The 25,493-nt window shown below is 64.3% G+C and carries 20 protein-coding genes; 3 read left to right on the top strand and 17 right to left on the bottom strand.

The window, feature by feature from the left end; all coding sequences use genetic code 11:
* Window positions 1-18: 18 nt before the first annotated feature.
* Window positions 19-3,213, bottom strand: coding sequence for an efflux RND transporter permease subunit (locus P3T23_RS04385; protein WP_429314978.1), 3,195 nt, complete (start codon window positions 3,211-3,213; stop codon window positions 19-21).
* Between the two features lie 411 nt (window positions 3,214-3,624).
* Here P3T23_RS04385 and P3T23_RS04380 point away from each other — a divergent pair, with 411 nt between their 5' ends.
* Together P3T23_RS04380 and P3T23_RS04375 are read left to right on the top strand one after the other, a co-directional pair.
* Window positions 3,625-3,837 (top strand): hypothetical protein, encoded by a 213-nt coding sequence (locus P3T23_RS04380; protein WP_133661514.1) that lies wholly within the window; start codon window positions 3,625-3,627, stop codon window positions 3,835-3,837.
* A gap of 103 nt (window positions 3,838-3,940) precedes the next feature.
* On the top strand, window positions 3,941-4,969 hold the full coding sequence (locus P3T23_RS04375; protein ID WP_429314977.1) for a serine/threonine protein kinase: 1,029 nt from the start codon (window positions 3,941-3,943) through the stop codon (window positions 4,967-4,969).
* Window positions 4,970-5,067: 98 nt separating this feature from the next.
* Here the strand turns inward: P3T23_RS04375 and P3T23_RS04370 are convergent, their stop codons facing one another.
* Window positions 5,068-6,966 carry a DUF3857 domain-containing transglutaminase family protein gene (locus P3T23_RS04370; RefSeq protein WP_429315341.1) on the bottom strand — a complete coding sequence of 633 codons (1,899 nt, stop codon included), beginning with the start codon at window positions 6,964-6,966 and terminating at the stop codon, window positions 5,068-5,070.
* Window positions 6,967-7,384: 418 nt separating this feature from the next.
* Here P3T23_RS04370 and P3T23_RS04365 point away from each other — a divergent pair, with 418 nt between their 5' ends.
* Window positions 7,385-8,131, top strand: coding sequence for a PepSY-associated TM helix domain-containing protein (locus P3T23_RS04365; protein WP_429314976.1), 747 nt, complete (start codon window positions 7,385-7,387; stop codon window positions 8,129-8,131).
* Window positions 8,132-8,222: 91 nt separating this feature from the next.
* On the opposite strand, the gene P3T23_RS04360 is transcribed toward P3T23_RS04365, so the two are convergent.
* The 15 genes from P3T23_RS04360 to P3T23_RS04290 form a co-directional block, all read right to left on the bottom strand.
* The gene (locus P3T23_RS04360) at window positions 8,223-9,245 is read right to left on the bottom strand and encodes an XdhC family protein (protein WP_429314975.1); all 1,023 of its coding nucleotides are present in this window, start codon (window positions 9,243-9,245) and stop codon (window positions 8,223-8,225) included.
* Window positions 9,218-9,811 (bottom strand): CoxG family protein, encoded by a 594-nt coding sequence (locus P3T23_RS04355; RefSeq protein WP_429314974.1) that lies wholly within the window; start codon window positions 9,809-9,811, stop codon window positions 9,218-9,220. Before P3T23_RS04355 ends, P3T23_RS04360 begins: the two co-directional genes overlap by 28 nt.
* A complete protein-coding gene (locus P3T23_RS04350; RefSeq protein ID WP_429314973.1) occupies window positions 9,802-11,136 on the bottom strand; it encodes a vWA domain-containing protein in 1,335 nt (444 codons plus the stop codon). Before P3T23_RS04350 ends, P3T23_RS04355 begins: the two co-directional genes overlap by 10 nt.
* Window positions 11,133-12,020 (bottom strand): AAA family ATPase, encoded by an 888-nt coding sequence (locus P3T23_RS04345; RefSeq protein WP_429314972.1) that lies wholly within the window; start codon window positions 12,018-12,020, stop codon window positions 11,133-11,135. Before P3T23_RS04345 ends, P3T23_RS04350 begins: the two co-directional genes overlap by 4 nt.
* Window positions 12,021-12,161: 141 nt before the next feature.
* Window positions 12,162-12,962, bottom strand: a complete 801-nt coding sequence (locus P3T23_RS04340; protein WP_429314971.1) for an FAD binding domain-containing protein — start codon at window positions 12,960-12,962, stop codon at window positions 12,162-12,164.
* Window positions 12,963-12,977: 15 nt separating this feature from the next.
* Window positions 12,978-15,365, bottom strand: a complete 2,388-nt coding sequence (locus tag P3T23_RS04335) for a xanthine dehydrogenase family protein molybdopterin-binding subunit (RefSeq protein ID WP_429314970.1) — start codon at window positions 15,363-15,365, stop codon at window positions 12,978-12,980.
* Window positions 15,366-15,375: 10 nt separating this feature from the next.
* Window positions 15,376-15,882, bottom strand: a complete 507-nt coding sequence (locus tag P3T23_RS04330) for a (2Fe-2S)-binding protein (protein ID WP_429314969.1) — start codon at window positions 15,880-15,882, stop codon at window positions 15,376-15,378.
* 201 nt (window positions 15,883-16,083) lie between these two features.
* Window positions 16,084-17,481: an amino acid permease gene (locus P3T23_RS04325; protein ID WP_429314968.1), complete on the bottom strand. Its 1,398-nt coding sequence runs from the start codon at window positions 17,479-17,481 to the stop codon at window positions 16,084-16,086.
* Between the two features lie 313 nt (window positions 17,482-17,794).
* Entirely contained in the window at window positions 17,795-18,451 is a 657-nt protein-coding gene (rqpR, locus tag P3T23_RS04320) for a response regulator transcription factor RqpR (RefSeq protein ID WP_429314967.1), read from the bottom strand.
* Between the two features lie 10 nt (window positions 18,452-18,461).
* Window positions 18,462-19,385, bottom strand: coding sequence for a sensor histidine kinase (locus tag P3T23_RS04315; RefSeq protein ID WP_429314966.1), 924 nt, complete (start codon window positions 19,383-19,385; stop codon window positions 18,462-18,464).
* A 576-nt stretch (window positions 19,386-19,961) separates the two neighbouring features.
* On the bottom strand, window positions 19,962-20,732 hold the full coding sequence (locus P3T23_RS04310) for a ferredoxin--NADP reductase (protein WP_429314965.1): 771 nt from the start codon (window positions 20,730-20,732) through the stop codon (window positions 19,962-19,964).
* A gap of 437 nt (window positions 20,733-21,169) precedes the next feature.
* Entirely contained in the window at window positions 21,170-21,814 is a 645-nt protein-coding gene (locus tag P3T23_RS04305; protein ID WP_429314964.1) for a LysE family translocator, read from the bottom strand.
* 122 nt (window positions 21,815-21,936) lie between these two features.
* A complete protein-coding gene (locus P3T23_RS04300) occupies window positions 21,937-22,896 on the bottom strand; it encodes an ABC transporter permease (RefSeq protein WP_429314963.1) in 960 nt (319 codons plus the stop codon).
* A 22-nt stretch (window positions 22,897-22,918) separates the two neighbouring features.
* Window positions 22,919-23,935, bottom strand: a complete 1,017-nt coding sequence (locus P3T23_RS04295; protein WP_429314962.1) for an ABC transporter permease — start codon at window positions 23,933-23,935, stop codon at window positions 22,919-22,921.
* Window positions 23,925-25,490, bottom strand: coding sequence for a sugar ABC transporter ATP-binding protein (locus tag P3T23_RS04290; protein ID WP_429315340.1), 1,566 nt, complete (start codon window positions 25,488-25,490; stop codon window positions 23,925-23,927). The genes P3T23_RS04295 and P3T23_RS04290 overlap by 11 nt, the downstream gene beginning before the upstream one ends.
* Window positions 25,491-25,493 lie beyond the last annotated feature (3 nt).

The raw sequence follows: 25,493 nt of genomic DNA, 5'->3' as shown, positions 1-25,493 counted from the left end.
CTTCCCGCTCCCCTTCCATCAGTGCCCCACATCAGGATGTTTTTGTACTACGTGTTCAGCAGCGCGCAGGCGGCGCGCCGCGAGCCTGCGATAGATCAGCGAAAACACCACCGGCACGAAAATCAGCGTCGCGAGCGTGCCGATCGCCAGACCGCCGATCACGGCGCGGCCGAGCGGCGCGTTCTGTTCGCCGCCTTCACCGAGACCGATCGCCATCGGCACCATGCCGATCATCATCGCGAGCGCCGTCATCAGCACCGGACGGAAACGCGTGAAGCCCGCCTCGATGGCCGCGCGCGCCGCATCGCCGTGTTCGAGCAACTGCTCGCGCGCGAAGCTGATCACCAGAATCGAGTTGGCCGTCGCGATGCCGATACACATGATCGCGCCGGTGAGCGCTGGAATCGACAGTGTGGTGTGGGTGAGAAACAGCATCCAGACGATTCCCGCCAGCGCACCAGGCAGCGCGGTGATGATGATGAACGGATCGAGCCATGACTGAAAATTCACCACAATCAGCAGATACACCAGCACGATCGCGAAGACGAGGCCCGTGAAGAGGCCGGAGAACGAGTCGTTCATCGTCTGCACCTGGCCGCGCACCTGGATCGTCGAGCCTCGCGGCAGATCCGCCTTTGTTTCGCCGACGATCTTGTTGATGTCGTCGGAGATTGCGCCGAGATCGCGGCCGTCGGGGGTGCCGTAGATATCGATCGTGGTCTGCGCGTTGTAGTGGTTGATGACCGCGTTGCCGGATTCGCGGCGCATCGTCGCGAGCGAGCCGAGGATGTTGGTCTTGCCGTTCGCGTTCAGCGGAATATTGGCGAGCGCCTGCAGCGAGTCGATCGTGTATTGAGGCGCTTCGGTAATCACGTTGTAGCTGACTCCGTTCTTCGGATTCAGCCAGAACGTCGGCGTGGTCTGCTGGCTGCCGGACAGGGTGATCAGCAGGTCGCTTGCGACGTCCTTCTGCGTGAAGCCGGCCTGCTGTGCGCGTGTGCGGTCGACGTCGATGAAGATGCGCGGCAGGTCGGATGGCTGCTGGATGCGTGCATCGGCGAGACCTGGCACGCTGCGCAGCCGGCTCAGGAGGTGCGCGGCGAACGCGCGGTTGCCTTCGACGTCGCGCCCGACGATCTGGATATCGATCGGTGAAGGCATACCGAAGTTGAGCGTCTGACTGACGATGTCGGCCGGCAGGAAGGCGAACTGGACGCCCGGGAACTCGTCGGAAAGCGTGCGGCGCAGCGTGCGGACGTAGTCGGCGGTCGGGTGATGATCTTCGTTCAGCGTGATCAGCACGTCGGCGTCCGATGAACCGATCACGCCCGTGTTGCTGTACGACAGGTTGATCCCGGATACCGGCAGGCCAATGTTGTCGATGATCGAATGCAGCTCGCCGGGCGCAATCAGCTGACGGATACGCGTATCGACGCGATCGGTGACGACGGCTGTTTCCTCCACCCGCATGCCGGTTTTCGCGCGCAGATGCAGGGCGATCACGCCCGCGTCCACCTGCGGAAAGAAGTCGCGGCCGAGGAACGGCATCAGCAGCATCGACGCCCCGCAGCACGCCAGAAACGCGATGACGAACACGCCGGGCTTGGCGACCCGGGCTTCCAGAAACAGACGATAGCGCTCGCGCAGCCGCGCAAATCCGCGTTCAAACGCGAGATGCACGCGCATGAACGGATTGCGGGTGGCCGCGCTCGCGTGCATGTCCTGCGGACGGTGGTGATTGCGCAGCAGGTACTTCGCGAGCGTCGGCACGAGCGTGCGCGAAAAGAAATACGAAGCCAGCATCGCAAACACGACGGCTTCGGCAAGCGGAATGAACAGGTAGTGTGCGACCCCCGTCAGCAGGAACATCGGTACGAACACGATACAGATCGACAGCGTGGAGACGAGAGTCGGGATCGCGATCTGATGCGCGCCATCGAGAATCGCCTGCTCCAGGTTCTTGCCCTGCTCCAGCTGATGGCTGATGTTTTCGATCGCAACGGTGGCGTCGTCCACCAGGATCCCGACCGCGAGGGCGAGGCCGCCGAGCGTCATGATGTTGATCGTTTCGCCGAGCGCGGAGAGCGCAATGATCGACGTGATCATCGACAGCGGAATCGATACCGCAATGATCAGCGTGGCGCGCCAGTTGCCGAGGAACAGCAGGATCATGAGCCCGGTCAGCCCGGCCGCGATCAGCGCCTCGCGCAGTACGCCCTGCACCGAGGCGCGCACGAACAGCGACTGGTCCGCCACCGGATCGATGTTCAGCGATTCGGGCACGAGATTGCGCAGCACCGGCATCATGGTCTTGATGCGGTCGACGATCTCCAGCGTCGACGTATTGCCGCTCTTGTTGATCGTCAGCAGCGACGCGCGCTGGCCGTTGACGCGCACGATGTTGGTCTGCGGCTGGTAGCCGTCGCGTACGTGCGCGACGTCGCGGACATACACGGTGCCGTTGGCGGTGGACTTGATCGGGATGTTGTTCAGGCCGGCGAGCGAATCGGGGCTCGCGTTCATCTGAATCGAATATTCCGTGGAGCCGATTTTTGCCGTGCCCGACGGCAGGATCAGGTTCTGCGCGGTGATCGCGTTGACCACGTCCATTGGCGACAGGTTGCGCTCCTGCAGCTTGCGCGAGTCGATGTCGACCATGATCTGGCGCTGCTTGCCACCGTACGGCAGCGGCGCCGACGCGCCCGGCACCGTGGCGAGCTGCGTCTTCAGGAAGTTGTTGCCGAAGTCGAACAGCTCCTGCTCGGTCAGTGACGGCGACGACAGCGACAATCGCAGGATCGGCACCGTCGACGCGTTGTAGCGCAGGATGAACGGCGGCGTGATGCCCGGGGGCAGCGAGCGCAACTGCGTTTGCGACAGCGCGGTGACTTCAGCGAGCGCTTCGTCGATATTCGCGTGCGGCTGAAAGAAGATCTTGACGACCGCGATACCGTTCAGTGATGTTGATTCGACGTGCTCGATATCGTTCACCGCCACCGACAGCCCGCGCTCGTAGTTCAGCACGATGCGCTTTTCCATCTCGTCGGCGGGCAGGCCGGTGTACGTCCAGATGACCGACAGAACCGGAATGTCGATATTGGGGAAGATGTCGGTAGGCGTGCGCAGGATCGTCAGCGGACCGACGATCATCAACAGCAGGGCAAGCACGACGAACGTGTACGGGCGCCGGAGCGCAAGTCGAACGATCCACATGGAACGGCGCTGCTTTTTTTGTCGGGTCGGTGGGGGCCGGGCTGGCTCTGCCGCCTGCGCGGCGGACTTCGCGCGGACGTTGGCTGGGCCCGGCATGCGCGACAGGAATATAGCGCGTATCGTAGTCCCGATGCGCAATTTTGGGATCATTGGCCGCAGGGTTTATGATGGGGCTGTTACGAGGTGTTACAAGTTGACGTTTCGTAAGTGGATTGACCGAAGCGAAGGGCGTTTTGCCCTTTTTTTTCGCTTTCCCGCGCTGTCCAAAACGGGAACAATGGCTACATCCTCTACGCGTATCACGCGATTCAGGTTTAGGTGCGCGCGCAACGTTTGCGGCGAGGCGGCGCGTTTTATCGCCACATGACCGGCGCTCTATCCAAGCCGGCAAAGAGAGAACGGGGAAATATCATGCAAATCGGTTCTATTGTCCGATCCGTGCACATCGCCGTGCCACAAGGCGCGCGCGGCATCGTCATGCGCATTCTCGGCGACATGGCCATGGTGGCGTGGTACGCCGGCGAACCCGGTGCGTCGCTCCAGTTGAATACTGAACCCTTCTTTCTTGAAGATCTGATCGATACGGGCGAGCAGGTGCGCCCGGCGAGTGCGCAGATGCACTGAACGCGGGTTGTGCGCGCACCGCTGCCCACCTGAGGGCCGGGCGGGGTGCGGCCGCTCTCGTCACGCTCTCGTCATTGTGGACGGGGCGGCGCACAATGCGGGCATGAACGACGACACTCCTGATCAAGAGGGCGCTGCTTCAAGCACCGCGCCTTTCGCCCGGCTCACACCGGAATGCGTGCTCGACGCCATCGACGGCGTACTGAGCACCGCTGGCCAGCGCACCGATGGCCGCATGCTGGCCCTCAACAGCTACGAAAACCGCGTCTTTCAGGTGGGCGTCGAAGACGGCCCGCCGGTTGTCGCGAAGTTCTACCGGCCCGAGCGCTGGACCGACGAGGCGATACTCGAAGAGCACGCGTTCGTGGCGGACCTTGCCGCGCGCGAGATTCCTGCCGTGCCGGCTCGCGCATTCGAAGGCAGGACGCTGCATACGTTCGGTGGCTTTCGCCTCGCCATTTTCGAGCGGCGCGGCGGGCGTGCACCCGATCTGGACCGGCGTGACACGCTCGAGTGGCTCGGGCGCTTTATCGGACGCATTCACGCGGTGGGCCAGACGCAAAACTACATCGCGCGGCCTACGCTCGACATCCATACCTTCGGCTTCGAACCGCGCGACTATCTGCTCTCGCATCGCTTTGTTCCGGACGACGTTCGCACGGCATGGGAAACGGTGGTGAATCTGGCGCTGGAAGGTGTCGAGCGCGCTTTCGAGCGCGCCGGGGACGTGCGCGCGCTGCGCATGCACGGCGACTGTCATCCGAGCAACATGCTGTGGACCGACGCGGGCCCGCATTTCGTCGACTTCGACGACAGCCGCATGGGACCGGCCGTGCAGGATCTCTGGCTGCTGCTGCCGGGAGAGCGTGCGGAGGCCTCGCGGGCGCTGACCGATCTGCTCGCGGGCTACGAAGACTTCTGCGAATTCGAGCCGCGCGAACTGCATCTGATCGAGGCGCTGCGTACGTTGCGGCTCATTCACTACTCGGCGTGGCTCGCGCGCCGTTGGGACGATCCGGCATTTCCGGCTGCGTTTCCGTGGTTCAACACGCAGCGCTACTGGGAAGACCGGATCCTCGAACTGCGCGAGCAACTCGGTGCGATGCAGGAAGGACCGCTCTGGCTGGTGTAGGCGATCTGCCGGCGTCGGAACACACGGCGGCGGCATCGGTGGCCGCGTTGGCTTTGCTGGCTTCGGCGACCGTCGCCGTCACGCCCACCGCATCCAGCTTATGGCAAGCGGGATGCGACGCTCGCGCCATCGAGACTGGACCGCACGATCACCTCCGCCCGCACGTCGCGTCCGACCGCTTCCATCGCGGGGCGCATCTGCGCGAATTCTTCGGGTGAACAGACGTCGCTGTCGAAATGCGTGCTGCCGTCGCGCGACACGTTGATGATGTTGGTCTGCGCATCGAACGTGTACTGGGAGCGGAAGTCGAGGAAGCGGTCCTGCGTCTGCGCGGGTCCCGGCACGTCGAGCACGCGGAAATTCGGCGGCAAGGTGATCTGCGCGCGTTCGTGCAGTTCGATGTTGCGGCAGACGAATGGCTGGGTTCGCTGCCGCTCGCCGAGCCAGTAGCGCGTATCGGATTCGAAGCCGCCGGCAAAGCTCGTCAATGCAGGAATCGACGCCGCCGCGCCCGGAACGACGAGGCCCTCCAGCGTGCCGCGCATCGTGATCGACAGCGGGCCGTCGGTTGCTGCGAGGTTGCTGGTGGAGAGCGTCGCCGCGCCGCGCAGGTTGGCGTTGCGCAATTCCGCCTGCAGCGATTCCTCGCGCTGCGCGGGCGTCTGCAGGCGCAGCAGCGTGCGGCCCTGCTCCGCGGCCCAGCCGGCGGTTTCCAGCGTGTAGACGAAGGTCGCGGAGCCGTCCGGCTGCACGGTGATCGCGAGATCCGTGCTGCGCGTCATGGGCGCCGTCGGCGGCGTGCGCGCGAGCACGCCTTGGTTGACGAGCAACGCGGGCCGGTTCATGTCGGTCGACGGCAGGAAGCCGAATTCGACATTCGGCGCTGTCGAGTCGGCGTACAACTGCTCGCCGGGCAACCAGTTAATGACGTGATTGATGACGCCGTAGCCGGGCACGGACGGCAGCGAATAGATCGTGCCGCTGCTGATCAGCGCCGGTTCGTTGGGGATGCCGACCGCATCCAGTAGCGCGCCATACAGTGAGACGTGATCCTTGCAGTCGCCATAGCGATACGCCAGGACGTCGCTTGCCCGATGCGGCACGACCGCGCCGCGACCGACGTTCACCGCCACGTAGCGCACGTTCTTGCGCACCCAGTCGTAGAGCGTCTTCGCTTTGGCGTGCGGCGTGGCGTCGTTCGCGGTGAGCGTGCGGGCGAGCCGGACGACGGATGGGTCGGTCGCGCTCGGGTCGACTGCCGACGCGCGGTAGGTTGCAGCGAATGACGCATAGTCGGGAAACGTCGACACCATCAGCCGGTCGCCGTACGTCACGTACGCAACCGAGCCGTATTCGAGCCGGCTGAAATGGGCCTTTTCATAACGGAATTCGTAGCGCGTGCGGCCATCTTCCGTCACCGGCGCGATTGTCGAGAAGCCGCGCGCGTCGGCGTAAAGCGGTTTGCCCGCGGGCAGGTTGTAGATCAGTTTGAAGTTGTGCGTCGGCGCGAGATCGGGCGGCGTGAAGTCGCTGAAATGGCCCGGTACGATCGGTACCTTCTGCGTTTTTCTGTACGTCAAATGAACACGGGTGCCGGGTTCGACCGCCGGGAACACAATCACCTTTTCCTGGATGTCCTGAAACATCGGTGCGTCGAATGAGCGGGCTTCCTGCACGTCACGGATCTGGTCCGAGCGCACGTCGTGGCGCGCACCATCCGCGCCGGTCGTGTACGCCTCGACGATCTCGACGTTGGCCATGTTGCGGTTGAACCAGATGTACTGCTGTGCGACCCGTGCCACACCCGCCTCGTTGTTCACCAGCAGCGTCATCGAATCGAGTTTGGTGAAAGAGCCGTCGTCGTTGACGGTGAAAGTCTGCGTTTCGCCCTCGTTGACGTATGGCTCGAGCGGTTGGGCCGGCTGGCTGGAGGCCGCGGCGCCGGCGCTGAAGCAACAACCGAGTGTCATGATGCAGAGGGGCAGGAAGTAGCGCATGGCGTGTTCAGGCATCCAGACGAACTTCATTGAGGGTTCCTGATAATTAAAGGTGCGCCCGACCCAATGTCAAGCGGCCATCGCGCATTGCGATAGAAGTGGCATTCAACCTGCGGTCGGTGTCCCTGTCGCTCCCTGTCATCAATCGTAATTCGCGTGCACCGTTGCGCAAGAGCGGTCGATTGAGAAAATCGCCTGCTTGTGTAATGATATCCATTCTCATTTGAAGGGCATCGCCAGCCACTGTCGCATTTCTTCTCTGTGACAGCCAGCCCGCCCGCCTTTGCCGGATGTGGCCGCCGTACCGTTTCCGCCCGCCCGTCAACCCAATTCATCCCATTCAATGCCAGCGACGCGTCATGCGATGACGTGCGCGTGCTGGCTGTGTGTCATTAACAAACTGCATCTGGAGCCCGATGTGAACGCGCCTGAAACTTTCGACCGACAATCTGCCGCGGATGCGCGCGCGACGGGCTACAGCGGATTGGCCGCAGAGCTACCTCACCCACTGATGGACGATGCACAGCAGGCGACCCGCAAGCAGCGGTCGCGGCGCGCGACGTTCATCAAATGGCTGCGCAAGGTGCACGGCTGGGTCGGGCTGTGGGGCGCCGTGCTCGGGCTGATGTTCGGGTCCAGCGGCTTTTTGCTGAACCACCGTGCGGGGCCGTTGAAGGTGTCGACGGGTGAGCCGCAGGTCGAGCAGTTGCAGATCGCGCTGCCGGCGGGTGGCAGCTTCAAGTCGCCAATGGACATGGCCAACTGGCTCAAAGGTGAGCTGAAGATCGATGGCAAACCGGGCAGGCCGCGCCGCGAGCCGTCGCATCCTGTCGCGTGGGGCGACCACAGCGTCGTGCAGCCTGAATTCTGGCAGGTGGGTATCCTGGGCCCGAAACAGAGTGTGCAGGCCGAATACTGGGTCGGCAACGGCTACGTGGCGGTCAAGCGCTCGGAGAACTCGTTTCTCGGCGTGTTGACCAACCTTCACCGCGGGGTTGGGCTCAGTATCGGCTGGGTGCTGTTCATCGATACAATCGCGGGCAGCCTGGTCCTGCTGTCGCTGACGGGCGTGCTGCTGTGGACCGAATTGAACAGGCGACGCACGGTCGGCGTCGTACTGGTGCTCGGGTCGGTCGCGGCGGCGGTGGTGGCCGGGCTGATGTAGGCCCCCTCTGTTATCGCGGGCCACATGGATGAACGCTCGCTGAACGGCGCGACGCGTGATCGCGCCGTTTTCCTGTCTGCTGTTGCTTCCGTCAGACGCTGCAGGCAGCACCGCCGCTCGCGGCCACTTCCCGTGCGGCCTTCGCGCCTTCTACCTGCAGCAGCGTCGGCAGCGAGACGCCGTTCTTTGCCGCGGTAACCTCGGCCAGAATCGACACGGCGATCTCCGGCGGCGTGCGGCTGCCGATGTAGATGCCCACCGGCCCGTGCAGCCGCGCCAGTTCGGCGTCGTTCAGATCGAACTCCTTGAGCCGTTCGCGCCGCGCCGCATTATTGCGCCGCGAGCCCAGCGCGCCCACGTAGAACGCCGGCGTTTTCAATGCTTCCATCAGCGCGAGGTCATCGAGCTTCGGATCGTGCGTCAGCGCAATCACGGCGCAGCGCTCGTCGAGCTTCATGTCGAGCACGGTGTCGTCGGGCATCGTGCGGACGATCCTGGTACCGGGGATATTCCACTCGTCGGTGTATTCCTCGCGCGGATCGCAGACTGTCACCTGATAATCGAGCCCGACTGCGATCTGGCACAGATAGCGCGACAACTGTCCTGCGCCGATCACGAGCATGCGGTAGCGCGGACCGTGAATCGTCAGGAGACGCTTTTCGTCGAAATCGACACCGTCGGTGGCGAGCGCCGGGTCGAGGCGCGCAGCACCCGTCGTCATGTCCACGGTGCGCGCAACCAGTTGCCCGTTTTCCACCGCCTCGCACAGTTCGGCGATGCCGCTGTCCTTCGAGAGCGGTTCGAGCACGAGCTGGATCGTGCCGCCGCAGGGCAGGCCGAAGCGATGCGCCTCTTCCGCCGTGATGCCGTATTTGACCGCTTCGGGTAGGGTCTGCTCGATGCCGCTCTGGCGTACGCGGTCGATCAGGTCGTCTTCGATGCAGCCGCCCGAAACCGAGCCGACCACGAGACCGTCGTCGCGCACGGCGAGCATCGCACCCTCGGGACGCGGCGACGAGCCCCATGTTTTCACCACCGTCACCAGCAGTGCGCGATGTCCCTGCTCGAGCCAGCGTGCACTGGATTTCAGGACTTCGAGATCCACGCTGTCCATGATTTCTTCCTTTTCGTCTGATCTTCGCCGGACGCGGTATCCGGCGTAACAGACGATTCTAGCGGTTCGGCTGTGGCCGCAACTGCGGTAGGGGTATCGGCGGCCGTGCTGTCCGCGGCTCCTTCGCCCGTTACCTGCGCGGTGAAGCGTTTGAAAAACTCTCCGGCGAGCTTGCGGGCCGCGCCATCGACGAGGCGCGAGCCGATCTGCGCGAGCTTGCCGCCGACCTGCGCGGTCGCGGTGTACGACAGCTTCGTCGCGTCGTCGCCGTCGGGTTCGAGCGTGACATGTGTCGTGCCCTTGCCGAAGCCGGCCACGCCGCCCTGACCTTCGAAGACGATCGTGTAGGTGTGCGGCGCGTCGATGTCCTTCAGCTCCATGCGGCCCTTGAAGCGCGCCTTTACCGGCCCGACCGATGCGCTCAGCACCACTGCGTAGCCGTTTTCGCCATCGGGGTCGATGCTGTCGCAGCCCGGAATCGACGCCCGCAGGATCGCCGTGTCGTTCAGCGCCTCCCACGCTCGCAGTTGCGAAACGGGCAGCGTATAACTTTCGGTCAGTTCCATCGGCAGCCTTCTCCTTGTATCGTGGCCGTTCTGGTGGCGCGGGGCGCGCTCGTCAACAGCGCAAGATCGCGGCCGAATGCAGCGAGGCTCTCCAGATTATGGACCGGGCGATGCGCGTCGACATGCGGCAGCATCGCCTGCACGCCACGCGCCTTCGGCGCGAAACCGCTGTAGCGCAGGAGCGGATTGAGCCAGACCACGCGGTGTGCGAAGCGATGCAGGCGGGCCATTTCGGTGTCGAGCACATCGATGGCTTCGTGATCGAGGCCGTCGGTCACGAGCAAAGCGGTTGCCCTGCCGGTCAGCACACGCCGTGCCCAGCGCCGGTTGAATTCGGCGAGCGCCGCGCCGATGCGCGTGCCGCCAGACCAGTCCACAACCTGCCCGGCGATCGCCGCAATCGCGACGTCAGGATCGCGTTCGCGCAGCGTGCGGGTCACGTTGGTGAGACGTGTGCCAAACAGAAACACCTGCAGGCGTTCGCGTGACTGCAGCAACGCGTGGCAGAAATACAGCACGGCGCGCGAGTAGCTGCTCATCGAGCCGGAGATATCGAGCAGCAACACGAGCGGCGGTTTGCGCTCGACGGCTTTGCGGTATTTCCAGACAGTCCAGTCGCCGCCTGCCCGCACGGCGTGGCGCGCGCTTGCGCGCAGGTCCGCGTGAGTGCCGCGTGACGACGCCTTCAGGCGGCGCGTCGGCTCAGTCGCGAGCGGCAGGCGCTGGCCGCGAATCACATGGCGAAGGGTGCGCCATTCGTCGGCGGTGAGCGTGTCGAAGTCGCGATGGCGCAGACGCTCTTCCGCGCTGAAGGTGATGTGCGCGTGCAGTTCCTGCTGTTCGGTCTCCTGGTTCCTGTGGCCTTGCTTCGACAGCGGCGAACGTACGGCGAGCGCGTCGGCGAGCCGGTTGTTGCGGCGCGGAGGCGGCATGCCGTTGAGTACCTTCGGCAGCAGCAAGGCGCGCAGCTTGCCTTCCCAGTCGGGATCGCGCCAGAAGAGGTCGAACGCGGCGTCGAACAGTTCGCGCTCGTCGGGGGCACAGACGAGCAGCGCGGCGAGCGCGGCGCGCACATCGTCGCGGCGGCCGAGGTCGATCCAGCGCAGCGCCGCGAGCGCGTCCACCGCCTGGGCGGGGGACATCGGCAAACCGGCGCCACGCAGCACGCGTACGAAGTGCACGACGTTGCGTGCGAGCGTCGGCGTATCGGCGGACGAGGCGGACGAGGCGCCGGGTGTGGCAATCGCGGCCACGGCGGCTGCAAGATCGCGCGAGGTGGCTGCCGTGGGCATGCCAGGTTCTGGCTTGCGGGGCATTGTCGTCATTCCGGCACCGCGAGGCATTGGGCGATCTGTTCAGCGTCGATGCGCGCCAGGTCGTCCTGGTACTTGAGCAGCACGCCTAGCGTGTTCTGCACCGATTGCGGATCAAGTTCGGTGACTGACAACACCGCGAGCGCGCGGCACCAGTCGATCGTTTCAGCGATTCCCGGCGCCTTGAACAGGTCCATGCCGCGCAGACGATGCACGAAGTCGACCGCGCGCCGCTGCAGGTCGGTGGAGGTTTCCGGGGCGCGCGCCGCGACGATCGCCAGTTCGCGGTCACGGTCCGGATAGCCGATCCACTGATACAGGCAGCGGCGTTTCAGCGCGTCGTGGACTTCGCGCGTGCGGTTCGACGTCATCACGACAAGCGGCGGCCGTTCCGCGCGCACCGTGCCGTATTCGGGAATCGACACCTGAAAATCCGAAAGCAGTTCGAGCAGGAACGCTTCGAACGGTTCGTCGGCGCGGTCGATCTCGTCGATCAGCAGCACGCGGCGCGCGCCGGGGTTGTGCTCGTCGGGCATCAGCGCCTGCAATAGCGGCCGCTTCAGGAGGAATTCACCGCGGTAGAGCGTGTCGTTATCGGGGCGCTCGCCGGCGGCTTCGGCGAGGCGCAGCGCCATGATCTGGCGCGGGTAGTCCCATTCATACAGCGCGCTTGCGGTATCGAGGCCTTCATAGCATTGCAGCCGAAGCATCGTCGTGCCAAGCATGCCGGCTGCGGCCTTCGCGAGTTCGGTCTTGCCAACCCCAGGTTCGCCTTCGACGAAGAGCGGCCGCTCCATGCGCAACGCGAGGTAGAGCGCGGTCGCGAGTTCCCGGCTCGCAAAGTAGCCCTGCGCGGTGAGCTGGTGGAGGGTGGCGTCGATTGAATCAGGCTGCATGGTGTTCCTGCACAGCGGTAAGGCGAATGGCCCGGATACGCCGGGCCACAGTCATTGCGCCGGCGGCGCATGGCGAATGACGCGCGGCGATCGACGTGTGACGTGAAGTGAACGTCGATCGTCGCGCGGCAATCCGCGTCGTCAGGCGCCGTTCGCCTTCGCTACGGCCCGCGCCGCAAGCACCGGAATCAGATGCGCGCGATATTCGGCGCTCGCGTGCATGTCGGTGTTGAGGTCATCGGCGGAAACGGTTACGGCCCGCGCTGCCGCCGGCGCGAAGTTCGCGGCGAGCGCAGTCTCCAGCTCCGTCGCGCGGAACACCGACGCCGCCGCGCCCGTCACGGCCACCCGCACGCCGTCCGCGCCTTTAGCGACGAAAACGCCGACCAGTGCGAAGTGCGACGCTGGATTGTTGAATTTCTCGTACGCGCTACGCTCGGGTATCGGGAACTCGACTGCGGTGATCAGTTCGTCAGGCTCCAGCGCCGTTTCGTACATGCCGACGAAGAAATCGTCGGCGGTGATGCGTCGCCGGTCGGTCACGATCGTTGCGCCGAGTCCGAGCGCGGCGGCCGGATAGCATGCCGCCGGATCGTTGTTGGCGAGCGATCCGCCGATCGTGCCGAGCGCGCGCACCTGCCGGTCGCCGATACCTGCGGCAAGGCCCGCGAGCCCCGGTAGCACGCGCCGGATGTCGGCATGGCTGCCGACATCGGCGTGGCAAACAGCGGCACCCACGGTCACCGTCTTCGCGTCCACCTTGATCTCTTTCAGCGCGGCGATTCGCGTGACGTCGATCAGCTGCGAGGGTTGCGCGAGACGCAGGCGCATGGTGGGCAGCAGGCTCTGGCCGCCCGCGAGGTACCTCGCGTCGCTGTCCGCGTTGCGCGCCGCGACGGCGGCCTTCGCATCGGCCGCGCGTTGATAGTCGAATGCATACATGTCGGCTTCCTCCGCTTACGTCTTCGGGTTTTGCGCGGCGCGGATCGCGGACCACACGCGATGCGGTGTCGCCGGCATTTGCAGGTCGGTCACGCCAAGCGGCGCGAGCGCGTCGATGATCGAGTTGATCACCGCCGGCGGCGAGCCGATCGCGCCCGCTTCGCCGCAGCCTTTCACGCCGAGCGGGTTGTGCGTGCACGGCGTGCCTTTGGCGGTTTCGACGGTGAAGTCCGGCAGATCGGATGCGCGTGGCATCGCGTAATCCATGTAGGAACCGGAGAGCAACTGGCCGCTTTCGTTGTCGTACACGCAGCGCTCGAGCATCGCCTGGCCGATGCCCTGCCCAAGGCCGCCATGCACCTGGCCTTCGACGATCATCGGATTGATCACATTGCCGAAGTCGTCGACGGCGGTGAATTTCTGGATCTGGCTCTCGCCGGTATCCGGATCGACTTCGACTTCGCAGATGTACGCGCCGGCCGGGTAGGTGAAGTTGGTCGGATCGTAGAACGCGCTTTCGTCGAGGCCCGGTTCGAGCTTGTCGAGCGGATAGTTATGCGGCACGTATGCGGCAAGCGAGATATCGGCGAACGCCTTGGTGCGGTCCGTGCCTGCGACGCGGAATACGCCGTCCTTGAATTCAATGTCCTCGGCCGCGGCTTCGAGCAGATGCGCGGCGATCTTTTTGGCTTTCGACTCGATCTTGTCGAGCGCCTTCATGATCGCCGAACCGCCCACCGCAATCGAGCGTGAGCCATACGTGCCCATGCCGAACGGAATGCGTCCGGTGTCGCCGTGCACGACCTCGACGTTTTCGAGCGGAATGCCGAGCCGGTCCGCGACGACCTGTGCGAAGGTCGTTTCATGTCCCTGACCGTGACTGTGCGAGCCGGTGAAAACCGTGACCGAGCCGGTCGGATGCACGCGGATCTCGCCGACTTCGAAGAGCCCTGCCCGCGCACCCAGCGCACCTGCGATGTTCGATGGCGCGAGGCCGCAAGCCTCGATGTAGCACGAGTAGCCCAGTCCGCGCAGCTTGCCATTCTTCTGCGATTCCTGTTTGCGCGCCTCGAAGCCTTTGACGTCCGCAAGTTCGAGCGCACGGGCGAGGCAGGTTTCGTAGTCTCCGGTGTCGTAGGTGAGACCCACGGGCGTTGCGTGCGGGAACGTGCGGATGAAGTTGCGCCGGCGGATTTCGGCCGGATCGAGCTTCATCTCGCGCGCGGCGGTTTCGACGAGCCGCTCGACCACGTACGTCGCTTCCGGACGGCCCGCGCCGCGATAGGCATCGACGGGCACCGTGTTCGTGAACACCGCCTTGACCTCGGCGTAGATCGCGGGCGTCGCGTACTGGCCGGCGAGCAGCGTCGCGTACAGGATCGTCGGTACGCTGGAGGCGAACGTCGACAGGTAAGCACCCATGTTCGCGATCGTGTGGACGCGCATCGCGAGGAATTTGCCGTCGGCGTCCATCGCGAGTTCGGCCTTCGTCACGTGATCCCGGCCGTGCGCGTCGGAAACGAAGGCTTCCGAACGCTCCGCGGTCCACTTGATGGGACGCCGGATCTTTTTCGAGGCCCACGTCAGTGCGACATCCTCGGCATAGAGAAATATCTTGGAGCCGAAGCCGCCACCGACATCGGGTGCGATGACCCGCACCTTCGATTCCGGCAGCGCGAGCACGAACGCCGCCATCAGGAGCCGCTCGACGTGCGGGTTCTGGTTCGCGACGTAGACCGTGTAGCTGTCGTCCTGCGGCGACCAGTTCGCATTGACGGCGCGCGGCTCGATCGCGTTCGGGATCAGACGGTTATTGATGATGTCGAGGGCGGTGACGTGGGCGGCTTTGGCGAAGGCGGCGTCGGTGGCGGCCTTGTCGCCATGGCCCCAGTTGTAGCAGACGTTGTCGGGCACTTCGTCGTGGACGGCCGGCTGGCCGGGGTCGGCGGCGTGCGCCGTGTCGACGGCCGCGGGCAGCACGTCGTAGTCGACGTCGATCAGTTCGAGGGCATCTTTGGCCGCTTTCACCGAATCCGCGATCACGAGCGCGACCTGGTCGCCGACATGGCGGACCTTCGTATGCGCAATCACAGGATGCGGCGGCTCGTTCATCGGCTTGCCGTCGATGCTGTGGATCAACCAGCCGCACGGCAGGCCGCCGACGTTGTCCGTTGCGAGGTCTGCGCCGGTGAAGATGGCGACGACGCCGGGCGATTTCTTCGCGGCGGCGGTGTCGATGCTCTTGATGCGCGCGTGGGCATGCGGCGAGCGCAGGAACACGGCGTAAGTCTGCTGCGGCAGAACGATGTCATCGGTGTACTGGCCGTTGCCGGTGAGGAAGCGATAATCTTCCTTACGCTTGACGGAGGCGCCGATGAGGCTGTGCGAATCGGGTGCGTTCATCGTGGGCTCCTCAGGCGGTGGCTTTGGCGGTCGCGTTTGCGCTCGCGCCCGACTTCATGCCGGCGGCGCCTTCGAGCACAGCCTTCACGATGTTGTGATAGCCCGTGCAGCGGCAGAGGTTGCCGTCGAGTTGCTGACGCACGTCGGCCTCGGTGGCATCGGGGTGACTCTGGACCAGCGCGGTTGCGCTCATCACCATACCTGGCGTGCAGAAGCCGCACTGGAGGCCGTGGCAGTTGCGAAACGCGGCCTGCATCGGATGGAGTTCGCCGTTGACGGCGAGGCCTTCGATCGTGGTGACATCGGCGCCGTCGGCCTGCACGGCGAGCATGTTGCACGACTTGATCGCGCGGCCGTTCAGGTGGACGGTGCAGGCACCGCACTGGGCGGTGTCGCAGCCGATGTGGGTGCCGGTGAGGCGTAGCTGATCGCGGAGAAACTGGACAAGCAGGATGTGAGGCTCGACTTCGGTGGTCACGGGTGTGCCGTTCACCGTCAGACTGATGCTGATCGCCATGGACTGTCTCCTTTGGGGGGATCGAGACCAGCACGAAGCTCACATTTTTCCACTACCTGTTCCGACTGCCCTGCTGTGAGGTTCGTACGGTTCTGGTTGTTTTTTATGCTTGCAGCGAAAAGTAAAGCACAAATCGGGGGCAGGGGCTATTAGGGGTCGCTGCTTTCTTTTTACCCCTCGTCCGAAGGACAAAAAACTCCCTTACTTCCCTCCATGCGCGAGCCTGGAATACCGCCTTGAATAACCAAAATAGACAACCATCCCGATCAGCAACCAGATCAGGAACGCGACCCAGGTAATGAGCTGGAGGTTAGCCATAAGAAAAAGACAGGAAGCAACAGCAAGCACAGGCACAACCGGGACACCGGGACAGCGAAACGCCCGTGGCAAATCCGGATGCGTCCGCCGCAAGATCAGCACAGCAATGGAAACCATCGAGAATGCCGCGAGCGTACCGATATTGATCAGTTCAGCGAGCACATTCAGTGGCACGAGGGCGCCGATCAGCCCGAAAAAGATCCCGACGATCCACGTCGTCAGGAACGGCGTAGCAAACCGTGGATGCACGCGCGACAGTGCCGCAGGCAGCAACCCATCCCGCGACATCGCGAAAATCACCCGCGTCTGCCCATAGCCCATCACGAGAATCACGGTCAGCATGCCCAGCACGGCGCCGAGATCGATGAATCCGGCAACCCACTTCTGTCCTGCAACCTGCAACGCATATGACACGGGGTGCGAAATATTGGCGAACTGCGCCGACGGCACGATGCCCGTCACCACCGCGGCTACCGCCACATACAGCACGGCGCAAACACCCAGTGAAGCGATGATGCCGATCGGCAGATCGCGTTTCGGATTCTTCACTTCCTCTGCTGCCGACGACACCGAGTCGAAGCCGATAAACGCAAAGAACATCACCGCCGCCGCGCCGAAAACGCCATGCCAGCCGTTCGGCATAAACGGATGCCAGTTCGCCGGCGTGACGTGGAACACCCCAACCGCGATCACCAGCAACACGACCACCACCTTGATGGCAACCATGATGTTGTTCACGCGCGTCGACTCCCGCACGCCAATCGACAGCAGCGTCGTAATGGCCATCATCACTAGAAACGCAGGCAGGTTGAAGAGCGTTTCGTGTCCCGGCAGCGCGCCCGGGGCCGCCGTCAGCGCGACCGGCAGCGACAGCCCGAACCCCTCCAGCAACGATTGCAGATAGCCCGACCAGCCCACCGACACCGCCGACGTCGCGAGCCCGTACTCGAGCATCAGGTCCCAGCCGATGATCCACGCGGCCAGTTCGCCGAGCGTCGCGTACGAATAGGTGTAGATCGAGCCGGCGACCGGAATCGTCGAGGCGAACTCGGCATAAGCCAGCGCGGCAAAGCCGCAGGCAACAGCCGCAATCAGGAAGGAAACCATCAGCGCCGGGCCGGCCTCTACTGCACCGGTGCCGGTCAACACGAAGATACCGGTGCCGATGATGGCGCCAACACCGAGGAAAGTCAGATCGAGCGCGCCCAGCGCCTTTTTGAGTCCAGCGCTTTGCGCGCCGGCGAGCATGTGTTCGACGTTTTTCTTGCGAAAGAGGGACATTGGCGAGGTCTCTGTGAAGCACGCGTATTTGCGCACCGAATGCCGGGAAAACCCTCGATTCTAGCGGATGCGTATACGGATTCCTCTGGAACTGCGCAGCAGAAGCTGCTATGCGCGGAACTGGAAACTGCCGGATCGCCCCGATTCTGGGGCATGTGCTTTCGAGACAAGCCGCGGCGAAAACAGATTCCGCTCAAGGCGCTTTGCAGATCGGTGGGAAGTAATCTGGCTGACGGGTCAGGATCCGCGCACATTTGATTGCGTCATCGATTGCGCGATCGACTACGCGATCTTGACGGGCTGAACCGGACCGTTAGCCGGCCATTGTCGGATTAAGGTCGACGAGCCGGTTGCTCATCACATAGAACGTCAGCTCGGCATTATTGCTGAGCTTCATCTTTTCGAGCAGACGCGTCCGGTACACGCTGACCGTCTTCACCGACAGCGACAGCGTATTCGCGATGTCGGTCAGGCGCTTGCCGGACGCGAGCATGCACAGCGTCTGGTACTCGCGGTCGGAGAGTTTCTCATGCGGCAGCTGTTCGCCGTCGAACGAGACGTAATCGGCAAGCGCCTCGGCCATCGCCGGGCTCACGTACTTCCGGCCCGCCGCGACCTGCTGGATCGCGGCGATCATCTGCGCAGCATCGACCGTCTTCGACAGATAACCCGATGCGCCAGCCTTGAGCGCCCGGACCGCGTACTGATCCTCGCGGTACATCGAGAACATCAGCACCGGCAGGCGCGGCACCTTGCGCTTGATGCGCTTGAGCACCTCGACACCGTTCATGTCGGGCAGCGAGATGTCCAGCAGGACCACGTCGTATGCATGTTTCGCGACGCTCATGAGCGCCTCGCCGCCGCTTTCAGCCTCGGCGACTTCATGCGCAACTTTGCGATCGATCAGCAACTGGCGGACGCCCTGGCGGACCACGATATGGTCTTCAGCGATCAGGATGCGCAGGCTCATGGTTGACGGCTCAGGATGACTGGACACGGCGCGTGGCCGACGGCACGGCCGTCAGCATCGCGTCCCACGCAAAGCGGGCGCTCACGGTGGTGCCGCGAGCGTGTTTCGATCTGCCGCTGCGTCCGGTCCCACCGCCCGAGACGCGCAGCTTGCCATCGAATGTCTCGCAGCGAGCGCGCATGCCGGTAATCCCGAAGCAGCCACGGTGACCCGGGCGTTGCCGTCCACGGGACGGCAGGCCGGAGCCGTCGTCGCTGATCACGAGTGTCAGATACCGGCGGCTGGTTTCGAGGCGCACATTCGCGCCCGACGCCTGCGCGTGTTTCGCGACGTTGTTCAGCGCCTCCTGTGCGACGCGGAAGACGGCCAGTGCGGCATCGGCCGATAAATAGGTCAGCCGCACATCGGCCGCGCAGATGAGACTGGTGCGCAGCCCGGTGCGCCCGGCGAAGTCCTCGACCCATTGCGACAAGGCGCCGACGATGCCTGCATCCAACTGCGGACCGTGCAGTTCCGCCACGGCGCGCCGGGTCGCGTCGCACACCGCATCGAGCGAACGGTTCGCCACGTCGAGCGCGGCTGCGCATTGGGCGGGGGCATCGGCGGGCAGCCAGGTGTCGACGCTTGCCAGCGCAAAGCGCGTGGCGGTCAGCTCCGCGCCGACGCCGTCATGCAGTTCGCGCGCCAGATGGCGGCGCGCCGCCTCCTGCGCGTGGGCCAGCTCGCCGGCGAGTTCGCGGACACGGGCTCGCAGGCGCGCGAGTTCGCGCCCGGCGGCGGGCGGCGCATCGTCGTTTGACCGATACAGGGGAGCGGTGAGGGAAACAGCGGGGGAGGAAACGTCAGGAAGGTCGGGCGCGGCCATGCCGAAGGCGTCCCGCGCGACGGGAAGGGGCGTATTCGCGTTAATCGGTATGACAATCGACGTATCCATGACTCTCCCTCTCAGGAAGCGGCTTCGACAGCTAACCGTGCGCGCGTCGACCACCCGGAAACAGAGGCGCTGGTGCGAGCCTCCGACCTCTCGATGGGTCCGGCGCGACGTCCGCGCGACGGATAATCGCTACGCTCAGACGTAACGAAATTTACATTCGGTAACAAGAAAGCCGGTGTTCTGGCACCTTTGTTCTGCTCTCGATGCTGCGCGGCGATGATATCTCAAAAAAAAGAAAAAATGCAGGCCCACCAAGGGTTAGCGCTGCTTTTTCACGCAATGGTTGACAAGTGTGCCGGCGAGGCGTGTAGGAAGAATGCTGACAGATCAAGGTAAGTGTCAGGCGCGAATTTGTAACGTAAAACCGGCTGGCGCGGATATATGCACATTGCCTGCAGGTTTTAGGGGCGGAGTGCGAAAAACAGGCGCAAATAAAGGCAGGAGCGCCAGGTGGAAAATGGCGTCAGTTGTAGTTTCCGGAAGACATTCACGTCCGGAAAACAAAAACCGGAGCATCGCGCTCCGGTTTTGTGTGTTGCAGGCTGGCAACTAATGGGAGGCCAGCGTGAGGCCAGGTTAGCCCACGAACGCCTTCTCGATGACGTAGTGGCCAGGCTTGTTATTGCTGCCTTCCTGGAAACCCAGGCTGTCCAGCAGTTCGCGCGTGTCGCGCAGCATGTGCGGGCTGCCGCAGAGCATCACGCGGTCGTTTTCGAGCGAGAAATGCGGCAGATCGAGGTCTTCGAACAATTTCTTCGTTTCGATCAGTTCGGTGATACGGCCGCGGTTCTGGAATACCTCACGCGTCACCGTCGGGTAGTACACCAGCTTTTCCTGGATCAGGTCGCCCAGATGCTCGTGCTCCGGCAGGTGGTCAGTGATGTATTCCTTGTACGCGAGTTCGTCGACGAAACGGCAGGTGTGCGTGAGCACCACTTTCTCGTAGCGGTCGTAGACGTCCGGGTCCTTGATGATCGACATGAACGGCGCGAGGCCGGTGCCGGTCGACAGCAGCCACAGCGTCTTGCCGGGCAGAAGGTTGTCGGCCATCAGCGTGCCGGTGGGCTTCTTGCCGATCAGGACCTGGTCGCCGACCTTCAGATGCTGCAGCCGCGACGTCAGCGGGCCGTCCTGCACCTTGATGCTCAGGAATTCGAGGTTTTCTTCGTAGTTCGCGCTCGCCATGCTGTACGCACGGATCAGCGGCTTGCCTTCGACTTCGAGGCCCACCATCGTGAACTGGCCGTTTTCGAAGCGGAAGGACGCATCGCGCGTGCAGGTGAAGCTGAAAAGCGTATCGGTCCAGTGATGGACGCTCAGGACGGTTTGTGGATTCAGGTTGCTCATGGCTTCTGGGATAGTGCGAAAACAGGGGCTGCTGGACAAACGCGCCGGCCAGCACAGCAAGGGCGAAAGAGCGCAAAGCCGCCTGCTGCGAACGATGCGCAATCCGCCATTTTACCGCGCCTGCTTCCGAAGGGTGGCGGCGCGGCGTTTTGCGCGCGGTCAAACAGGTTTCAAACAGGTTTCGTAGGCTTTTCCGGCACCGGGTACGGCAGGTGCGGAGGTCTGGAACGCAAGCGCAGCAAGGTGCGGCCAGGAGTGCAGCAAAAGTGCGAGGGAGGCGCGCAAACCGCGCAGCGGAGGCGGCCATCCGGCGTCTGGAGCCAGCGCTGACGGGGCGCTCGCTCGTACAGCGACGCGTCGATGATACCGAATCCCGCGATGCGCCGCAGCATTGACCCTGCTGACGGCAGGTCAACGTGTCCACCGCCGCGGCCGGCTCAGCTTTCAGCCGCCAGCTTTGCCCCCAGGCCGACGAGCACCGCACCGCACAGCCCGTCGATCGGCCGACGCAGGCGGCGATAGCCGCGCTGCGTGCGCTCGGTGGCGAACATCAGCGCGACGCTGCCGTACCAGCCCGCCGAGAGCGTTGAGATCATCGCCAGCACCACGCCGTAGAACCACAGCGGCGCGTGCTGCGGAAACGTCGTCGCGAAGACGCTGGTCCAGAACACGCACGATTTCGGATTCGTGAGGCAGGTGACGAGGCCCGTGCGCCACGCGCGGAAGTGGGCGGCGGAATCGGCCGCAGGCGGCGGCGTGTCCGCGATGACCGGTGTTTCGCCGCGCTGCGCGCTGGCTCGCAGCAGCTTGAAGCCAAAATAGATCAGGTACACGGCGCCCCCGATGCGGATGCCGTTGTACAGCCAGTCGATCTTTTGCAGAACGGTGGCAAGACCGAGCATCGCGAGGGCCGCCCAGATTGTCGATGCGGTGCCGACGCCGAGCGCCGACGCCGCGCCCAGCCGCCGCCGGCCCGCGAGCGACAACTGGGTGATCATGAAGAAGTTCGGCCCCGGACTCATTGCCGCGACCAGGTAGACGACGGCGATCTGCAGCAGGATCGGGAGATAGTGATAGGACATGTCGTTTCGCAGGACGAAGCCCGAGGGTCATCGGGCGCGCGGGAAGGAAAGCGCAATTTTACTGTGCTTGCTGCGGATTTTCCCTGCAGGCGTCGCCTCGACAGGAACGAGGCGACGCTCGTTCAACTCGCCGCCGCACTCCGCTTGCCGCCGCGCTGCTTCAGCACGCGCGCCTGCAGCACGATCACGAGCAGCAGAAACACGCCGCGAATCACCGACTGCCAGTACGCCGACAGGCTGATAAACCCCAGCCCGTTCTCGAAGTTGAGCAGGTTGAACACCAGTCCGAGCAGCAGCACGCCTGCGATGGTCATCGCGATCGACCCTTCGCCTCCCGTGAGCAGCGTACCGCCGAGCACCACGGCCGAGATCGCGAACAGCTCCCAGCCGACGCCCTCGTTAGGCTGTCCCGCGCCGAACTGGGCGGCGAGTATCACCCCGGCGAGTCCGGCCAGCAGCCCGCTCGCCGCATACGCGGCGACGAGCGTGCGGTCGACGTTCAACCCCATCAGGCGTGCGGCTTCCTCGCTGCCGCCGATCGCGAGCGAATGCCGTCCGAAGCGTGTGCTGCGCAGCGCGAGCCAGCCGATCACCGCAGCGGCGAGCGCGACGAGCCCCGGAATGGGCAAGCCGAACAGATCGCCCTGGCCGAAGTTGCCGAAATTCGACTCCGCCGAAATCGACACCGCGTCGTTGCGCCCGAGCAGGAGCGCGACGCCGTGTGCACCCAGGCTCGTCGCGAGCGTCGTGATGAACGGCAGGATCTTGAGCCTTGTGATCACGAGTCCGTTCAGCACGCCCACCGCAAGCCCGGCTGCTGCGCCTGCGAGCACCGCGATCCAGCCGCCATACGGGCTCACCAGCGCCGCGACGACGCTGGAAAGGGCGGCCACCGTGCCTACCGACAGATCGATGCCGCCCGTGATGATGACGAACGCCATGCCGACGGAAATCAGCGCGAACATCGAGTTGTACCGCCAGAACGAAGTGATGTTGTACGCGGACGCGAAATGCTCGTAGCGCACGAGCCCAAGCACAATGAGGGCAATGAGTGCGAGCAGGATCGGAAGGTTCTTTTTCATCGCAATCGAATCTCGTGGGAGGTCAGCGCGAGCGCCGCTGCACATACACGGCGGCAATGATGATGGCCGCCTTCACGACGAGCGCCGCCGCATCGGGAATGCCATGCGCGAGCAGGGTATAACGCAGCAACTGGATGATCAGGGCACCGATCAGCGTGCCGCCGATGTACGCCTTGCCGCCCGTCAGCGCCGTGCCGCCGACGGCCACCGCGGCGATCGCATCGAGTTCGATGCCGAGCCCGACTACGTTCGCGTCCGAAGACGAATTCACCGAAATCGAGATCAGGCCGGCGAGGCCCGCCAGCGCCGCGCACACCGTGTAGGCAATCAGCTTCACGCGTGCGGTCGGCACGCCGCACAGGTACGCGGCCTTCTCGTTGCCGCCGGTGACGAGCAGATACTGGCCGAACAGCGTCTTGCGCACGATCCACACGAAAAGACTCACCAGCGCGAACATCAGCAGCACCTGAAACGGCACGCCGCCGACCTTGCCGAGCGCGATCCACTGGAAGGCCGGGTTGTCGAACGCCTGCAGGCTGCCGTCGGTGACCACCTGCGCGATTCCGCGTCCCGCAATGAACAGCACCAGCGTCGCGACGATTGGCTGCACCGATAATCGCGTGACCAGCAGGCCGTTGAACACGCCGCAAACCGCAGCGGCCAGTACCGGCAGCACAAAGGCGAGCGCCACGCCCGTCGGCCCCGCGATGTTCATGAACAGCATCGGCGCGAGTGCACCCGAAATCGCCATCGATGCGCCCACCGACAGATCGATCCCACCCGTCGCGACCACCAGCGTCATGCCGATGCCGACGATCACGATCGTCACCACCTGAGTCAGGTTGACGTTGAAGGTCTGCAGCGACCAGAAGTGCGGTGTGAAAATCAGGTTGAAGACGAGCATCGCGAGCAGCACGATGATCTCGCGCTGGATCGCGATGCGTCGACGCGCGCGCGTCTTGCCGTCGGATGCGGACACCGTGGCCGTGGCGGGTGCGGGCAGCGGTGCGGCGACGTTGCGCAGCGACTCATGAGCCATGGCGACCGCCCTCCGGCGCGTCATCGAGGTGTGCCGCGTTCACCGCTTCGGCCAGTTGCGAGTGGCCTTCGCTGCCGTACGCAATGGCATCCATGATCGAAGCCTCGCTCATTTCGGTACCGTTCAGTTGGGCAACCGTGCGGCCGTCGCGGATCACGACGGCGCGATCGGCCACGGCGGTCAGTTCTTCCAGTTCCGAGGCGGACAGCAAGACCGCCAGCCCCGAATCGCGCAGCTCGCGCACGATTTTCGCAACATCGGCTTTCGCGCCGACGTCGATGCCGCGCGTGGGTTCGTCGAGCAACAGCAGCTTCGGTTGCGTGGCGAGCCAGCGCGCGAGCAGCACCTTCTGCTGATTGCCGCCGGACAGTTCGCGGATCGGTTGATCCGGCGAGCGCAGCTTGATGCCAAGCGACGCGATGAAGCGCTCGACGATCGCCTGCTGACGCTTCACGTCGACGATGCCGTGCTTCGACAGCGTGCGCAGGCAGACGAGCGTGAGGTTGTCGCGCACCGACAGTTCCGGAACGATGCCCTCGGCCTTGCGGTCTTCGGTCAGATAAGCGAGGCCGCGCGCGATTGCGTCCTGCGGCGACTTCAGCGCCACGGGCTTGCCGTCGATTTCCAGTGTGCCTTGCGCCACAGGGTCGGCGCCGAACAGCAGCCGCATCGTCTCCGTGCGACCGGAGCCGAGCAGGCCGGCGAGGCCGACCGCTTCGCCCGCGTGCACGTCGAGCGATACGTCGCTGACCTTGGGATGCAGGGCGAGATGGTGCGCCGAGAGGGTCTGCGAGCCGCGGCGCGCGAGATTGGCCTCGCGGGCGGCGCTGTCGTCCTGTACGACGGCGGCGAGCGTGCGGCCGAGCATCGTCGTGACGAGTTGCAGCTTGCCCATGTCGGCCATCGCGCTTTGCGCGACCGTCTGACCGTCGCGCATCACGGTGACGCGATCGCACAGCGCATACAGTTCATCGAGCCGGTGCGAGACGAAAATCACCGCGCGGCCGTCGTCGCGCAGCTTGCGCACGACGTTAAAGAGCAACTCCACTTCGCGCTCGTCGAGCGACGAGGTGGATTCGTCCATGATCACCATCTTCGCGTCCGACGACACCGCGCGCGCGAGCGCCACCATCTGCTGGATCGCAGTCGAATAGCTGCCGACGGGTTTCTTCACATCGATCTGCAAGCCGAACGACTCGAGCAGCGCGGCGGCGCGTTGCTGCACGGCGCGCCAGTCGATCAGTCCGAAGCGGCGCGGCTCGCGTCCGAGAAAGATGTTCTCCGCGACCGAGCGGAACGGCACCAGATTGATCTCCTGATAGATCGTGCTGATGCCCGCTTCGCGCGCTTCCTTGGGCGTGCGGAAGTCGATCTCGCGCCCTTCGAAACGGATGATCCCACCCGAGCGCCGGTAGGCGCCCGTCAGGATCTTGATCATCGTCGACTTGCCTGCGCCGTTCTGGCCGATCAGCGCATGCACTTCGCCCGCCGCGACACTCAGCTGGGCGTGACGCAATGCGGGGACGCCGCCGAAGCTGATCTGGATGTCCTGCATCTC

Origin of the sequence: Paraburkholderia sp. GAS448, from assembly GCF_050435685.1 — a bacterium.
In the GTDB taxonomy this organism is placed as follows: domain Bacteria; phylum Pseudomonadota; class Gammaproteobacteria; order Burkholderiales; family Burkholderiaceae; genus Paraburkholderia.
Note: the sequence above shows the minus strand (reverse complement) of the source record. Positions and strands in the feature narration are given on the sequence as shown.

What these genes read in the sequence shown, in the direction of transcription:
- P3T23_RS04385 (WP_429314978.1), bottom strand. Translation starts at nt 3,213, where the DNA reads ATGTGGATCGTTCGACTTGCGCTCCGGCGCCCGTACACGTTCGTCGTG.
- P3T23_RS04380 (WP_133661514.1), top strand. Translation starts at nt 3,625, where the DNA reads ATGCAAATCGGTTCTATTGTCCGATCCGTGCACATCGCCGTGCCACAA.
- P3T23_RS04375 (WP_429314977.1), top strand. Translation starts at nt 3,941, where the DNA reads ATGAACGACGACACTCCTGATCAAGAGGGCGCTGCTTCAAGCACCGCG.
- P3T23_RS04370 (WP_429315341.1), bottom strand. Translation starts at nt 6,966, where the DNA reads ATGCGCTACTTCCTGCCCCTCTGCATCATGACACTCGGTTGTTGCTTC.
- P3T23_RS04360 (WP_429314975.1), bottom strand. Translation starts at nt 9,245, where the DNA reads ATGGACAGCGTGGATCTCGAAGTCCTGAAATCCAGTGCACGCTGGCTC.
- P3T23_RS04355 (WP_429314974.1), bottom strand. Translation starts at nt 9,811, where the DNA reads ATGGAACTGACCGAAAGTTATACGCTGCCCGTTTCGCAACTGCGAGCG.
- P3T23_RS04350 (WP_429314973.1), bottom strand. Translation starts at nt 11,136, where the DNA reads ATGACGACAATGCCCCGCAAGCCAGAACCTGGCATGCCCACGGCAGCC.
- P3T23_RS04345 (WP_429314972.1), bottom strand. Translation starts at nt 12,020, where the DNA reads ATGCAGCCTGATTCAATCGACGCCACCCTCCACCAGCTCACCGCGCAG.
- P3T23_RS04340 (WP_429314971.1), bottom strand. Translation starts at nt 12,962, where the DNA reads ATGTATGCATTCGACTATCAACGCGCGGCCGATGCGAAGGCCGCCGTC.
- P3T23_RS04335 (WP_429314970.1), bottom strand. Translation starts at nt 15,365, where the DNA reads ATGAACGCACCCGATTCGCACAGCCTCATCGGCGCCTCCGTCAAGCGT.
- P3T23_RS04330 (WP_429314969.1), bottom strand. Translation starts at nt 15,882, where the DNA reads ATGGCGATCAGCATCAGTCTGACGGTGAACGGCACACCCGTGACCACC.
- P3T23_RS04325 (WP_429314968.1), bottom strand. Translation starts at nt 17,481, where the DNA reads ATGTCCCTCTTTCGCAAGAAAAACGTCGAACACATGCTCGCCGGCGCG.
- rqpR (WP_429314967.1), bottom strand. Translation starts at nt 18,451, where the DNA reads ATGAGCCTGCGCATCCTGATCGCTGAAGACCATATCGTGGTCCGCCAG.
- P3T23_RS04315 (WP_429314966.1), bottom strand. Translation starts at nt 19,385, where the DNA reads ATGGATACGTCGATTGTCATACCGATTAACGCGAATACGCCCCTTCCC.
- P3T23_RS04310 (WP_429314965.1), bottom strand. Translation starts at nt 20,732, where the DNA reads ATGAGCAACCTGAATCCACAAACCGTCCTGAGCGTCCATCACTGGACC.
- P3T23_RS04305 (WP_429314964.1), bottom strand. Translation starts at nt 21,814, where the DNA reads ATGTCCTATCACTATCTCCCGATCCTGCTGCAGATCGCCGTCGTCTAC.
- P3T23_RS04300 (WP_429314963.1), bottom strand. Translation starts at nt 22,896, where the DNA reads ATGAAAAAGAACCTTCCGATCCTGCTCGCACTCATTGCCCTCATTGTG.
- P3T23_RS04295 (WP_429314962.1), bottom strand. Translation starts at nt 23,935, where the DNA reads ATGGCTCATGAGTCGCTGCGCAACGTCGCCGCACCGCTGCCCGCACCC.
- P3T23_RS04290 (WP_429315340.1), bottom strand. Translation starts at nt 25,490, where the DNA reads ATGCAGGACATCCAGATCAGCTTCGGCGGCGTCCCCGCATTGCGTCAC.